Below are 13,774 nucleotides of genomic sequence, written 5' to 3'. Positions count from 1 at the left end.
GTAATTCGGAGACAGGACACTAGGTCGCTGGCGTTAAACTGCCGTTAACCGCTGTGGAACCAGCGGTTCGGTGCGAGCTCAGCCCAACGCGGCAAGGATGCGGCTGGCGACATCGAATTCGGTCCGCCGTGCCGCGCGCCGCGCGCTGACCTCCTCGTCGGCCCCCCACTGCTCGACATTCCAGTCCTCGTCGACATGGGCGGCAGTCCAGACCGCGTCGGCATCGAGACGACCGCGCAGCAGGGCCAGCGCCAGCAGCGCCGAGCCGGTCAGCGTCGTGGCCACATGCATGGCGCCGAGCCGCCAGGGATCCTCCGGCAACACGGCACGGACAGCGGCAATCGCGGCTTCGGGCTGGCCGACATGCATGACGCCTTGGGCAAGGATGAAATGCGCGCCGAGTTCATCTGCCGCCCAGAACAGGACCGGATCCCAATGCTGCGCCTGGCGCGTGACCAGCGCCTGCGGATGCTCGGCACGATAGAACAGCGCGTCCGAGCCGAAATACCTGGCGATGTCGTCGGCGACTTCGTCGGCGCGGTCAGCGACGCCGTCGATGACGCTGTTGGCGAGCCGCGTCAGCGGCATGGATGCGGGGTCGACCGTCTCGGCCTGCGACCGCCATTCGACGGCGATAGCTTCTGCGATCTCCTTCGCCGGGGCACTCATCACCCGCCTGGCCGGTGTCTTGATGGTGCGGCCGTCCAGCGTTACGACGAAGCTCCCTTCTTCCGCCGACGCCACTTCGGCCTCGGCGTAGAAGCGCCGGCGCAGCACCGGCCGCGACGACTGGCGTGCCGCCTCATTGGGATCAAGCGGCGATTTGCCTGCCACTTCGTCGAACAATTCACGCATGATCAGATCCAGTTATGATTCTAGTGTGGCGTCTCGCAATTGCCTATGCCCTTTGCGGCAAGCCCCTGTAGGCAATTGCGAGACATAAGCCACACTAGCTTTTTGATTTTGCTAGTATCCCGATGTCTCCGAATGACCGTGCGAGGGTGAGGCAAACGAAGCGGTAATTCGGAGACGGGACACTAGCGTTGGGCGCAAGAGCGGGAATATTCGGCGCGATCGCCGGTATTGAGCCCCATGGCGGCGGCCTCGTCGAGGCAGCGTGCCACGCGGTCGCTGAACGAGGGCCGCTGCGGCAGGTTGGCCCTCGGCGCCGGCAGCGGCGCGTCCATCTTGGGCACCGGCAGCACCTCGATTTTCGGCGGTGGCGGCGGAGGTGGCGGCGGCGGCAGTCCGACGCCGGGCGCCACCGGGATGTCCACGTACTGGGCGGACGCAACCGACAGCGGAAATAGCAGCATCGCGGCGGCGATGACGGCGAAATGACGGACCGGATTCATCATCTGCATATCGGCACGGCGCAACGCCGGTGCAAGCTCACTCTTCCGGCGCATCTTCGATCGGATCGAAGCGATCGGCCTCCAGGCCGAGCAAGTTCCAGGACTGCTGCATATGCTGCGGCAGCGGTGCGGTAGCGTCGATGACGCCACCGCGCGGATGGGGAATGACGATGCGCCGTGCCAGCAGGTGCAGCCGGTTCTGCAGGCCGCCGGGCAGCTGCCAGTTCTCCTTGTTGAAATATTTCGGATCGCCGACGATGGGATGGCCGATATGGGCCATGTGGGCTCGGAGTTGATGGGTGCGGCCGGTGACGGGCTTGAGCGACACCCAGGCAAGCTTCTGGGCCGAGGTTTCGACGACCGCGTAATAAGTCACCGCATGGCTCGCGCCCTCATCGCCATGCTCGGCAATGCGCATCACCGAATCGTCCTCGCGCTCCTCCTTGGCCAGAAAGGTGGAGATGCGCCCCTGCTTCGGCTTCGGCACGCCGGCGACCAGTGCCCAATAGATCTTTCGGGCCGAGCGCGACCGGAACGAGCCCGCGAGCTTCGAGGCGGCAAAGCGTGTCTTGGCGATCAGAAGGCAGCCCGAGGTTTCCTTGTCGAGCCGATGTACGAGTCGCGGGCGCTGGCCCTTGGCGTCGCGCAGCACCTCGAGCATCTGGTCGACGTGTCGCGTCGTGCCGGAGCCGCCCTGCACGGCAAGGCCAGCCGGCTTGTTCAGCACCATCACGTCGTCATCTTCCCACAAGATCATCGCCTTGAGGGCCTCACGGGTCTTCTGCTGCGCCTCGGAGATTTCGCCGCCGCCATTCGGCGCATCGAGCCGCAGCGGCGGAATACGCACGCTCTGGCCCTCGCGCAGACGATCCTTGCTGTCGGCACGCTTGCCGTCGACGCGCAACTCGCCTTTGCGGACGATGCGCTGGATGTGGGAGAAGGACAGCCCGGGAAAGCGCGCCTCGAGAAAGCGATCGACCCGCATGTCGTTCTCGTCGGCGGTGACGGTCACGGTCTGCACCTTGCTCGGCAATGGCTGCGCCTCGGCGGCGTTGATCAGCCGCTGGCTTTCGAACGCCCCGGCTTGCGCCGGCTTGCGCGCAGCCTGGTCGGCATCAAGACGCGGGGTGTGCGGGGCCCCTCCGGCTCGATGTGGCTTGGATTGCAGCCTGGTCTTTGAGGGCGGGGCTTGCGAAGGTTTTCCGGAAAAGGGCGAGACTGAACCCGCGCCTTTGGGCCCGCCCTTGCGCTCATCGCGGGCGCCGCCGGCGCGTTCCTCGTCGAAACGCCCGCGCATCGCGCGGCCCGCTCCGGCACGCTTGGCCGGACGCTCGTTGTCGCGGTGGCCCTTGTCGCGGTGATCGTTGCCGCGAGAACTCGCCGGACGATCGTCCTTGCCACGCTCGCTCCTGAAGCGGCCGCCCTTGTTGGCGCCCTTGTTGACGCCCTTGGGCGAACCGCCACGGGGGGTGTCGCCGCCCCGCGGCTGCAATGGCCTTCTGACGCGCCGGCTCATGCCGATCCGATCCTGTTGTCCGATTGACCGGACCGCAGGTCGCGCCGGCTTCCCTGCTCACCTAGCGCAAATGCGCTGGTTTCGCAAAAGGAAGCAGGTCTTTCCCCCTCGCCGCACCGCTTGCGTCAGCGCAGCGGCTCGGTGCTGGGCCACCATCGGCGCGCCTCCTCGGTCATCGCCGGGCGCTTCTGAGCGGCCGTCTCGGTCGGATTCAGCATCACCGGCATCTGCAACACGGTCGCGACCTGCCCCGGCACCAACCTCGTCACCATCACGATCCGGCCGTCTGGGAATTCCAGCGCATCGTGGTGGGTGGTCGGATTGTCGATGTCGATCTGGCGGAATCGCGCGACGCGGCTGCGGATCTTTCGCCGCGGAAACAGGATGAAGTTCGGCTCCACCTCGACGTCACGATCGAATGCGAGCTCCGTGCCTGGCCGCAGACATACGGCGAGATGCGGATCGTCGACATCGGCAAAGCCGCGACTGACAGAGTTGAAGAAACTGGAGGATACCAACTTATCGCCGGCCTTGGCCGGACGCGACGCTACGTGGTGCAGGCTGTAGTCGCACATCGAAAAGCTCCATCGCCTAGATCAGCCCCGAGCCTTCCTCGAAGCAGCGATTGCATTCCGAAACAATGGCGGGACTGTGTTACTGCCGCTGCAAAGCATGCGAAGATATCGTCGGGCGCAACGGAACCAATCAGCGCGCGTTCTTGTTGGCTCTCAGTTTTGCCCAATAATCGAGCCGTTTGCGGATTTCGCGCTCAAAGCCGCGATCAGGCGGATCGTAAAACGTCACCCGGCCGAGTTCGTCCGGAAAGTAGTTTTGGCCGGAGAAGCCCTCCGGCGTGTCATGGTCGTACTGGTAGCCGCCGCCATAGCCCTCCGATTTCATCAGCGAGGTCGGGGCGTTGAGGATGTGCTTGGGCGGCAGCAGCGACCCGGCCTGCTTGGCAGTGCGCATGGCCTCGCCGTAGGCGACATAGGCTGCATTCGATTTGGGCGCGGTGGCGAGATAGATCACCGCCTGGGCAATGGCGAGTTCGCCTTCCGGGCTGCCGAGGAAATCGTAGGCATCCTTGGCGGCGTTGGCGATTACCAGCGCCTGCGGGTCGGCAAGGCCGATGTCCTCCACAGCCATGCGCACCACGCGGCGGGCCAGAAACAACGGATCCTCACCAGCGTCGAACATGCGCGCGAGGTAATACAGCGCTGCATCAGGATCCGAGCCGCGCACCGATTTGTGCAGCGCCGAGATCAGATTGTAGTGGCCGTCGGCCGACTTGTCGTAGATGGGAGCCCGGCGCTGCAGGATCTCCTGCAGTTGCGCGGCATTGAAGACTTCGCCGGGGCGTGCCGAGCGCCAGACCTCCTCGACCAGCGTCAGCGCCGCCCGACCGTCGCCGTCGGCCATGCGCGCCAGTGCCGCGCGGGCCTCGGCGTCGAGCGGCAGCGGCTTGCCCTCCACTGCCTCGGCGCGGGCGAACAGCTTCTCCACTGCGGCGGCGTCGAGCGAACGGAACACCAGCACCCGTGCGCGCGACAATAGAGCGGCGTTGAGCTCGAACGAGGGATTTTCGGTGGTGGCACCGACCAGCACGACGGTGCCGTCTTCCATCACCGGCAGGAAGGAATCCTGCTGGGCGCGGTTGAAGCGGTGGACCTCGTCGACGAACAGCAGCGTGCCCTTGCCGCTCTCGCGCCGGGCACGCGCGGCCTCGAACACCTTCTTCAGGTCGGCGACGCCGGAAAACACCGCAGAAATCTGCTCGAAATGCAGTTCGGTGGCGTCGGCGAGCAATCGCGCCACGGTGGTCTTGCCGGTACCGGGCGGCCCCCAGAAGACCAGCGAGCCAAGGCTGCGCGTCTCGAGCATGCGGGTCAGCGCGCCGTCGGGGCCGAGGATGTGGTCCTGGCCGACCACATCGGCGAGCGTCCTGGGGCGCAACCGGTCGGGCAGCGGATGCGGCGTGTCCTGTTCGAGGCCGGCGGCGGCGAACAGCGAGGGTGCCGGCGGCTTGTTACGGCTCATCCGCCGAGCACAACCGAGAGCTGCTGGCCGCCACGGATCACGGTGATCCGCCAGATCCGGCTCGCCTCCCGCGTCGCCTGCACGAGATCGCGCGTGTGGGTGATCTTCTGCCCGTTCACCGCGGTGACGATGTCTCCCTTCTGGAAACCGACATTGGCCGCAAGCCCGTCCTCGGCAACGCCGGTGATGATGATGCCCTCGGCCGCGGCGTCGAGATGCATCTCGTCCGCGAGTGCCGGCGAGATATTGGCCACCTTGGCACCCTGGAAGGGACTGCGGCCGGTGATGGAGACCTCGTCGCGACCGGTGTCGGGCGCAGTTTCCAGCGGAACCGCAAGGCGAAGTGTCTTGCCGCCGCGCATCACATCGATGGTGGCGCTGCCGCCGAGCGGCCGGGTGGCGAAGCGATAGTCGAAGGCATTGGGATCGTCGATGGTCTGGCCCTCGACCCCCGTGATCAGGTCCGACAGCTTCAGCCCGGCGCGCGCCGCCGGGCTGTCGGCGACGACACTCGCGACCAGCGCGCCGGTAGGGCGCGGCAGGCCGATGGTCTCGGCAATTTCCGGCGTGACCGCCTGCAGCCGGGCACCGAGCCAGGGACGCTTGACCGCGCTGCCGCCGTTCTTGGCGGAGGCGACGACCACCCGCACCATGTTGGCGGGGATGGCGAAGCCGATGCCCTGCGAACCGCCGGAGCGCGAGAAGATCGCGGTGTTGATGCCGACCAGGCGACCGTTCATGTCGACCAGCGCGCCGCCGGAATTGCCCGGGTTGATTGCCGCGTCAGTCTGGATGAAGAACTGGTAGTCGGTAATACCGACCTGGGTGCGCGCCAGCGCCGAGACGATCCCGTGGGTGACGGTCTGGCCGACGCCGAAGGGATTACCGATCGCCAGCACCACGTCGCCGACTTGCAACTCGTCGGAATTGGCGAAGTCGAGAGTCGGAAAACGTTCCTTGGCGTCCTTGACGCGCAGCACCGCGAGATCACTGCGAGTGTCCTTCAGGACGATCTCCGCCTCGAACTCCCGCTTGTCGGCGAGCGAGATCTTGACCTGGTCGGCCCCCTCGATGACGTGGTTGTTGGTGACGACGAGGCCCGCGGCATCGACCATCACGCCCGAGCCCAGCGAGCGCTGCATCTGCTCGGGCTGCTGGCCGGGTACGCCGAAGAACCGGCGGAAGATCGGATCGTCGAGCAGCGGATTGCGATTCTGGATCACCTTCGCCGCATAGACGTTGACCACGGCCGGCTGTACCCGCTGGACGATCGGCGCGTAGGACAGCCGGAGCTGGTTCTGGGAGGTCGGCACCACCCGATCCTGCGCCAGCGCAGGGGGCGCCAGCGCCACAAAGGTCAGGGCGGCGACGGCAAAGGAAATCTGACGGAGCATCGAATCGTCCTGCAATTGGCGGAAAATCGCGCCGTATATAGGGCCTCAGGAGCCTCGACGCACGTCCCGCGGGGTCCGTTCCCCGCCTTCGGCGAACCGCGCGTCAGGCCGCGGCGCCCTGCTGGCGGGCGCGGTCGCGATAATCCTCACCCCAGACGCGCAGCGCCTCGATCACCGGCCGCAAGCGCTCGCCGGTCTCGGTCAGGCTGTATTCCACCCGGGGCGGCACCTCAGCATAGACCTTGCGGAGGATCAGCCCGTCCTGCTCCAGGGCGCGGAGCTGCTTGGTCAGCATGCGCTGCGTCACCCGCGGCAGCCGGCGCCGCAGTTCGCCGAACCTGCAGGTGCCCTGCTGCAGGTGATAGAGGATCACGCCCTTCCATTTGCCATCGATGAGATCGAGGGTGACCTCCACCGGGCAGCCCGGTGCGCAGTCGAAATCCTTCCGCTTCATGGGTCGAGCCAATAGTATCCCTTTAGGCACTATAGCCACTAATGGACCGTACTTGCAATCATAGCCCTGGCACGGAATCTAACGGCATGGCCGCCCTTAGGGGCGCGTTTCCCCTTCAGGAGATATCCGATGAAAGCTGTCGGCTACGCCAAATCCCTTCCCATCGAAGCTGAGGATTCGCTGCGCAACATCGAGGTGCCGCAGCCCGAGCCCAAGGCACGCGATCTGCGGGTCGCAGTGCGCGCCGTCTCGGTCAACCCGGTGGACACCAAGGTGCGCAAGCGGGCCGAGCCGAAAGCCGGGGAATTCAAGATCCTCGGCTTCGACGCCGCCGGGGTCGTCGATGCCGTCGGTCCCGAGGTGACCTTGTTCAAGCCGGGTGACGAGGTCTATTACGCCGGTTCGATCCAGCGCCAGGGCACCAATTCCGAGTTTCACCTCGTCGACGAGCGGATCGTCGGTCGCAAGCCGAAGTCGCTCTCCTTCGCCCAGTCGGCGGCGCTGGCTTTAACCACCATCACCGCTTGGGAACTGCTATTTGACCGTCTCGAGGTGCAGCCGGGCAAGAGCATCGACCCGCGGACCTTGCTGATCGTCGGCGGCGCCGGCGGCGTGGGCTCGATGCTGATCCAGCTGGCGCGGCGCCTGACCGGCCTCGCCGTGGTCGCCACCGCTTCGCGCCCCGAATCCACCAAATGGTGCCACGACCTCGGCGCCCATGCGGTGATCGACCATTCCAAGCCGCTCAGGGAGCAGGTCGAGGGGCTCAAGCTGCCGCCGGTGCGCTTGATCGCCAGCCTGACCAACACCGACCAACACTATCGCGCCCTCACCGACATTCTGGCGCCCCAGGGCAAGATCGGCCTGATCGACGATCCGACGAGTCTCGACGCCACGCTGCTCAAGGGCAAGGCCGGCTCGCTGCACTGGGAATCGATGTTCACGCGATCGTCGTTCCAGACACCCGACATGATCGCCCAGCACCGCCTGCTCAATGACGCAGCCAGCCTGATCGACAACGGCGTGCTGCGCACCACGCTCGACAAGGTGCTCGGCCGCATCGATGCGGCGACGCTGAAGAAGGCCCACGCCGCGATCGAAGGCGGCCGCACCACCGGCAAATTGGTGCTGGAGGGCTGGTGACCTCGGCAGCGCCGAGCCACCATCCGGAACGCGAAAGCGGCGCCGAAGCGCCGCTTTCAGAACTCAGTTCAAGGGGACGTCGTTGAAGGCAACGTCGTCGAAGGAAGCGTCGAGGCTCAGGCCGCCTCTTCAACCCGCTCCTGCACCGGACCGGAGTCCCGGCCCTTGGCGTCGACGTCGCGGTCGACGAACTCGATCACCGCCATCGCCGCGTTGTCGCCGTAGCGGAAGCCGGCCTTGATGATGCGCAGGTAACCGCCATTGCGGTCCTTGTAGCGCGGCGCCAGCACGTCGAAGAGCTTCTTGGCCTGCTCGACGTCGCGCAGCTCGCCGATCGCCTGGCGGCGCAGGGCGAGGCCGCCGCGCTTGCCGAGCGTCACCAGCTTTTCGACGATCGGCCGCAATTCCTTGGCCTTCGGCAGCGTGGTGACGATCTGCTCGTGCTTGATCAGGGCCGCTGACATGTTGGCAAACATCGCGCGCCGGTGCTCGGCGGTGCGATTGAGCTTGCGGTGAACCTTGCCGTGACGCATGGCGTCTCTCCTGCTGCCGCCCGCGGGCGGTCTTAACCGAACTTAATAATGATCTTCGAAGCGCTTGGCGAGCTCGTCGATGTTCTCGGGCGGCCAGCCCGGCACTTCCATGCCGAGATGCAGCCCCATCTGAGCCAGCACTTCCTTGATTTCGTTCAGCGACTTGCGACCGAAATTCGGGGTGCGGAGCATTTCCGCTTCCGACTTCTGCACGAGATCGCCGATGTAGACGATGTTGTCGTTCTTCAGGCAGTTCGCCGAACGCACCGACAATTCGAGCTCGTCGACCTTCTTGAGGAAGGCCGGGTTGAAGGCGAGATCCGGAATGACCTCGGCCGCCACTTCCTTACGCGGCTCCTCGAAGTTGACGAAGACGTTGAGCTGATCCTGAAGGATGCGGGCGGAGTAGGCCAGCGCGTCCTCCGGCGTGATCGCGCCGTTGGTCTCGATGGTCATGGTCAGCTTGTCGTAGTCGAGGATCTGTCCCTCACGGGTATTCTCGACCTTGTAGGAGACCTTGCGGACCGGCGAGAACAGGCTGTCCACCGGGATCAAGCCGATCGGCGCGTCCTCGGGGCGGTTGCGCTCGGAGGCCACGTAGCCCTTGCCGGAATTCACGGTGAACTCCATGCGGATCTCGGCGCCCTCGTCGAGGGTGCAGATCTGCAGTTCCGGGTTGAGCACGACAACGTCGCCGACGGTCTGGATATCCCCGGCGGTGACGACACCAGGGCCCTGCTTCTTCACGACCATCCGCTTGGGGCCTTCGCCCTGCATCTTGATCGAGATGTCCTTGATGTTGAGGACAATATCGGTAACGTCCTCGCGCACGCCGGCGATCGAGGAGAATTCGTGCAGCACGCCGTCGATGTGCACCGACTGCACCGCCGCGCCCTGCAGCGAGGACAGGAGGATGCGGCGCAGGGCGTTGCCGAGCGTCTGACCGAAGCCACGCTCAAGCGGCTCGGCCACCACGGTCGCGACGCGGCTGGCATCGCCGCCCGGCGTCACGTGGAGCTTGTTGGGACGAATAAGTTCTTGCCAATTCTTCTGGATCGTCACTGTCTCACCCATGCCATCTTAGCTGGCGTTGGAGGATACTGGCGCTTGAGATAGCGGATCTGTCCGCGCAACAAATGTCTTCAAAAGCAAGGCGGACGGCCGAGCCGTCCGCCGTCTGCCCTCACACGCGGCGGCGCTTGCGCGGCCGGCAGCCGTTGTGCGGGATGGTGGTCACGTCGCGGATCGAGGTGACGGTGAAGCCCGCCGCCTGCAGCGCGCGCAGCGCCGATTCACGACCGGACCCCGGTCCGGCAACCTCGACCTCGAGGGTGCGCATGCCGTGTTCCTGCGCCTTCTTCGACACGTCCTCGGCGGCGACCTGCGCCGCATAGGGGGTCGACTTGCGCGAGCCCTTGAAACCCATGGTACCAGCCGACGACCAGGCAATGGTGTTGCCCTGCGCGTCGGTGATGGTGATGGTCGTGTTGTTGAACGACGAGTTCACGTGCGCAATGCCGGATGCGATGTTCTTGCGCTCGCGGCGACGGACGCGGGTGGCCTCTTTACCCATTTTCTCTTCCTTCAAGCGCGTCCGTGATTCCGGACGCTGGGGAATACAACTTTTCTTCGTTCGGCCGAGCGAAACGCGGGACCGTCGATCTCAACGAAAGCCGGCGCTAGCGCCGGCCGAAACTTACTTCTTCTTGCCGGCAATCGCCTTCGCGGGACCCTTGCGGGTGCGCGCGTTGGTGTGGGTGCGCTGACCGCGCACCGGCAGGCCGCGACGATGGCGCAGGCCACGATAGCAGCCGAGGTCCATCAGACGTTTGATGTTGATGCCGACCTCGCGGCGCAGATCGCCCTCGACCAGGTAGTCGCGGTCGATGACTTCGCGGATCTGCAGCACTTCCTGGTCGGTGAGCTGGTTGACGCGGCGATCGACCGGAATCTTCACCTTGTCGAGGATATCGGCCGCGTTCTTCTGGCCGATGCCATGAATGTACTGCAGCGCAATCAGCACGCGCTTGTTGGTCGGGATATTGACACCGGCGATACGGGCCACGGTCTTCACTCCTGTTACCAGCCTAGTGGCCGGATCTTGCTCTGTCGTCGGGCGGTGTTCACAAACGCAAACACGACGCCCTGCCCTGGTTGCTCTCGGGGCCCGGCATCGTCCGAAACGTATCCGACTGGATGCGGGCTTATTAAAGGATTCAACGGCGTTTCGTCAACCGTCTGGATGCCTTGGTCCTTGTTTTGGCGACCTTCCGGCCGGCTTTTTTCGCGTTTTTTGCCGTTCTGGCGGTACTCCGGGCCGCCTTGGTCACCTTCCGGCTCCCCGCACCCCGCCCCGCCTTGCGAGCAGCTGCCCTGCCCGGTTTCGCGGCGGATTTCTTGGCCGCCTTCTTCACCGCCTTCTTCCCGCTGGAGGCCTTCCTGGCGGCCTTTTTCGCGGTCTCCGGTACGGCCTTGCCCGTCTTGCGGCCGGCCTTGGCAGCCTTTTTCGCGCCAGCCTTCACCGCCGGCCTGACCGGCTTCCGGGGGGCACCGGCCTTCTTCGCCGAGCGCTTGCGAGCCGGCTTTGCCCCTTTTTTCAAGGTATCGCGGCCAACAACGGCGTCCAGCACCCGGGCAATCTCGCGGGTGACCTCATCGATCGACATCATGCCGTCGATGGTCACCAGCATCCGACGCTCGGAATAATAGTGCACCAGCGGCGCGGTCTGGGCACGATAGGCCCCCAGGCGCTTGGACAGCACTTCGGGAGTGTCGTCGGCCCGCACCGTTTCGCCGCGGGCCTGCATCTGCGCCACCCGGGTTTCGACCCGCTGCAGCAGCGCGCTCTCGTTGACCCGCAGTTCGATCACCGCGTCGAGCTTCAGGCCCCGCGCCTTGAGAAGCGCATCGAGCGCTTCGGCTTGCGGCACCGTGCGCGGAAAGCCATCAAGGATGAAGCCCTTGGCGGCGTCCGGCTGGGCAATGCGATCGGCGATGATGCCAATCACGACGTCATCGGGCACCAAGGCGCCGCTCGCCATGATGTCCTTGGCCTTCAGCCCGATCGGCGTTTCGGCGACCACAGCCGCCCGCAGCATGTCGCCGGTGGACAGCGGCACGATGCCATAACGTTCGACCAGAAGTTTCGCCTGTGTTCCCTTGCCGGCTCCCGGCGGCCCGAGAAGGATCAATCTCATCGACGACGGCCCCTCAGCTTTGATTTCCTGATCAGCCCTTCGTACTGGTGGGCCAACAGATAGCCCTGCACCTGGGCGACGGTATCCATCGTCACACTGACCACGATAAGAAGCGAGGTGCCGCCGAAGTAGAACGGCACCGAGGCGTAGGAAATCAGGATTTCCGGGATCAGGCAGACGATCGCCAGATAGATAGCGCCGAGCACAGTGATTCGCGACAGCACGTAGTCAATGTATTCCGCGGTGCGCTCACCGGGGCGGATGCCCGGAATGAAGCCGCCGTGCTTCTTCAGGTTGTCCGCGGTCTCGGTCGGGTTGAACACGATGGCGGTGTAGAAGAAGGCAAAGAACACGATCAACGCCAGGTAGAGCACCAGGAACAACGGCCTGCCATGGCCGAGCTGGGTCGTGAGCCACTGGAACCACTCTGGCCCCTTGCCGGCGTTGAAGTTCGCAACCGTGGTCGGCAACAGCAGCAGCGACGAAGCGAAAATCGGCGGGATCACGCCCGAGGTGTTGAGCTTCAGCGGCAGATGCGAGGATTGGCCCTCGAACATCTTGTTGCCGACCTGACGCTTCGGATATTGGATCAGCAGCCGGCGCTGCGCCCGTTCCATGAAGACGATGAAGGCGATCACCGCCACGGCCATTACCATGATCAGCAGGATGATGCCGGTGGAGAGCGCGCCTTGGCGGCCGAGCTCGAGGGTGCCGGCGATCGCCGACGGCAACTCGGCGACGATGCCGGACAGGATGATCAGCGAGATGCCGTTGCCGATGCCGCGCGAGGTGATCTGCTCGCCGAGCCACATCAGGAACATGGTTCCGCCGGTCAGGGTGATGGCCGTGGAGACCCGGAAGAACATGCCCGGATCGGCGACCACGTTACCTGCCCCTTCGAGACCAACGGCGATGCCGTAGGACTGGAATGCCGCCAGCAGCACCGTGAGATAGCGGGTGTACTGGTTCAGCGTCTTGCGGCCGGCCTCGCCTTCCTTCTTCAGCGCCTCGAGCGACGGCGACACCGTCGTCAGCAGCTGAATGATGATCGACGCCGAGATGTACGGCATGATGTTCAGCGCGAAGATCGCCATGCGGTGGATGCCGCCGCCGGCGAACATATTGAACATGCCGAGAATGCCGCCCTGCTGGGTGCGAAACACCTGTTCCCAAATGGCAGGATCGATGCCGGGCAACGGGATATAGGTCCCGAGCCGATAAACAAGCAGCGCACCCAGAGTAAACCAGATGCGCTTCTTGAGTTCGTCGGCCTTCGCGAACGCCGAAAAGTTCAGGTTGGCGGCAAGTTGTTCTGCTGCGGAGGCCATGTAACCCCGGTCCTTTCACTCATCATGGCCGCCAGGCAGCGGCCATCCCCGTCTTCTGCAGTGACACAGGTAAAGACGCGGACGCCCGGCACAAGGCCGGGCCTGACGCATTCTTAAGACGCCTTCTGCTCGCCTTCGGCCTCGCGCGGCGCCAGGATCTTGACCGAGCCACCCGCCTTCTCCACCGCCTCGACGGCGGACTTGGAGGCGCCATGGACCTCGACCGTGATCTTGGACTTGAGCTCGCCGCGGCCGAGCAGGCGCACGCCGTCGCGGGCGCGGCGCAGCACGCCGGCCTCGACCAACGCCGCGGCGTCGACCGTCGCTCCAGCGTCCAGCTTCTTGGCGTCGATCGCCGCCTGGATCCGGTCGAGATTGACCTCGGTGAGGTCGAGCCGGAAGATGTTGTTGAAACCGCGCTTCGGCAGACGGCGATGCAACGGCATCTGACCGCCTTCGAAACCCTTGATGCGGACACCGCTGCGTGCGGTCTGACCCTTGCCGCCACGGCCGCTGGTCTTGCCCTTGCCGGAACCGATGCCGCGGCCCACTCGCATGCGCTTCTTGCGCGAGCCGGGATTGTCGGCGAGATCGCTGAGCTTCATCGCCCTGTCTCCTTACTTCTCGTCGACGACGCGGACGAGGTGCTGAACCTTCTGGATCATGCCGCGAACCGACGGGGTGTCTTCCACCTCGGCAACGCGGCCGATCTTGTTGAGACCGAGCCCGACCAGGGTCGCGCGCTGCGACTCGTGGCGACGGATGGGGCTACCGGTCTGCTCGATCTTGATGGTCTTTGCGGCCTTGGCCATTGCTC

Annotated in this window: 16 protein-coding genes; 1 reads left to right on the top strand and 15 read right to left on the bottom strand. The window is 65.1% G+C overall.

Annotated elements, in window-relative coordinates; translation table 11 throughout:
- Nucleotides 1-78 precede the first annotated feature (78 nt).
- The 7 genes from DB459_RS19300 to DB459_RS19270 all read right to left on the bottom strand — a co-directional run bounded on the left by DB459_RS19300 (nt 79) and on the right by DB459_RS19270 (nt 6,756).
- Nucleotides 79-855, bottom strand: a complete 777-nt coding sequence (locus tag DB459_RS19300) for an ATP12 family chaperone protein (protein WP_253706858.1) — start codon at nt 853-855, stop codon at nt 79-81.
- A gap of 182 nt (nt 856-1,037) precedes the next feature.
- Nucleotides 1,038-1,358: a hypothetical protein gene (locus DB459_RS19295; RefSeq protein WP_253706857.1), complete on the bottom strand. Its 321-nt coding sequence runs from the start codon at nt 1,356-1,358 to the stop codon at nt 1,038-1,040.
- A 34-nt stretch (nt 1,359-1,392) separates the two neighbouring features.
- Entirely contained in the window at nt 1,393-2,871 is a 1,479-nt protein-coding gene (locus DB459_RS19290; protein ID WP_253706856.1) for an RluA family pseudouridine synthase, read from the bottom strand.
- A gap of 125 nt (nt 2,872-2,996) precedes the next feature.
- On the bottom strand, nt 2,997-3,446 hold the full coding sequence (locus DB459_RS19285; RefSeq protein ID WP_253706855.1) for a hypothetical protein: 450 nt from the start codon (nt 3,444-3,446) through the stop codon (nt 2,997-2,999).
- A 130-nt stretch (nt 3,447-3,576) separates the two neighbouring features.
- Nucleotides 3,577-4,908, bottom strand: coding sequence for a replication-associated recombination protein A (locus tag DB459_RS19280; RefSeq protein WP_253706854.1), 1,332 nt, complete (start codon nt 4,906-4,908; stop codon nt 3,577-3,579).
- Nucleotides 4,905-6,302: a DegQ family serine endoprotease gene (locus DB459_RS19275; RefSeq protein ID WP_253706853.1), complete on the bottom strand. Its 1,398-nt coding sequence runs from the start codon at nt 6,300-6,302 to the stop codon at nt 4,905-4,907. The genes DB459_RS19280 and DB459_RS19275 overlap by 4 nt, the downstream gene beginning before the upstream one ends.
- Before the next feature lie 103 nt (nt 6,303-6,405).
- Entirely contained in the window at nt 6,406-6,756 is a 351-nt protein-coding gene (locus tag DB459_RS19270) for a helix-turn-helix domain-containing protein (RefSeq protein WP_253706852.1), read from the bottom strand.
- Nucleotides 6,757-6,885: 129 nt separating this feature from the next.
- On the opposite strand from DB459_RS19270, the gene DB459_RS19265 reads away from it, so the two are divergent.
- Nucleotides 6,886-7,899 carry a zinc-binding alcohol dehydrogenase family protein gene (locus tag DB459_RS19265; protein ID WP_253706851.1) on the top strand — a complete coding sequence of 338 codons (1,014 nt, stop codon included), beginning with the start codon at nt 6,886-6,888 and terminating at the stop codon, nt 7,897-7,899.
- 116 nt (nt 7,900-8,015) lie between these two features.
- Here DB459_RS19265 and rplQ read toward each other — a convergent pair whose 3' ends face one another.
- The 8 genes from rplQ to rpmD form a co-directional block, all read right to left on the bottom strand.
- Nucleotides 8,016-8,432, bottom strand: a complete 417-nt coding sequence (gene rplQ / locus DB459_RS19260; RefSeq protein WP_253706850.1) for a 50S ribosomal protein L17 — start codon at nt 8,430-8,432, stop codon at nt 8,016-8,018.
- Between the two features lie 42 nt (nt 8,433-8,474).
- On the bottom strand, nt 8,475-9,506 hold the full coding sequence (locus tag DB459_RS19255) for a DNA-directed RNA polymerase subunit alpha (protein WP_253706849.1): 1,032 nt from the start codon (nt 9,504-9,506) through the stop codon (nt 8,475-8,477).
- Between the two features lie 109 nt (nt 9,507-9,615).
- Nucleotides 9,616-10,005, bottom strand: coding sequence for a 30S ribosomal protein S11 (gene rpsK / locus DB459_RS19250; RefSeq protein ID WP_006021048.1), 390 nt, complete (start codon nt 10,003-10,005; stop codon nt 9,616-9,618).
- Nucleotides 10,006-10,128: 123 nt separating this feature from the next.
- Nucleotides 10,129-10,497, bottom strand: a complete 369-nt coding sequence (gene rpsM / locus DB459_RS19245) for a 30S ribosomal protein S13 (protein WP_253706848.1) — start codon at nt 10,495-10,497, stop codon at nt 10,129-10,131.
- Nucleotides 10,498-10,648: 151 nt separating this feature from the next.
- On the bottom strand, nt 10,649-11,629 hold the full coding sequence (locus DB459_RS19240; protein WP_253706847.1) for an adenylate kinase: 981 nt from the start codon (nt 11,627-11,629) through the stop codon (nt 10,649-10,651).
- Nucleotides 11,626-12,957, bottom strand: coding sequence for a preprotein translocase subunit SecY (gene secY / locus DB459_RS19235; RefSeq protein WP_253706846.1), 1,332 nt, complete (start codon nt 12,955-12,957; stop codon nt 11,626-11,628). The genes DB459_RS19240 and secY overlap by 4 nt, the downstream gene beginning before the upstream one ends.
- 113 nt (nt 12,958-13,070) lie before the next feature.
- The gene (gene rplO, locus DB459_RS19230) at nt 13,071-13,562 is read right to left on the bottom strand and encodes a 50S ribosomal protein L15 (protein WP_253706845.1); all 492 of its coding nucleotides are present in this window, start codon (nt 13,560-13,562) and stop codon (nt 13,071-13,073) included.
- Between the two features lie 12 nt (nt 13,563-13,574).
- Nucleotides 13,575-13,769: a 50S ribosomal protein L30 gene (gene rpmD / locus DB459_RS19225; RefSeq protein ID WP_253706844.1), complete on the bottom strand. Its 195-nt coding sequence runs from the start codon at nt 13,767-13,769 to the stop codon at nt 13,575-13,577.
- Nucleotides 13,770-13,774: the final 5 nt, after the last annotated feature.

This window comes from Bradyrhizobium sp. WD16, assembly GCF_024181725.1.
Classification (GTDB): Bacteria; Pseudomonadota; Alphaproteobacteria; order Rhizobiales; family Xanthobacteraceae; genus Bradyrhizobium_A.
Note: the sequence above shows the minus strand (reverse complement) of the source record. Positions and strands in the feature narration are given on the sequence as shown.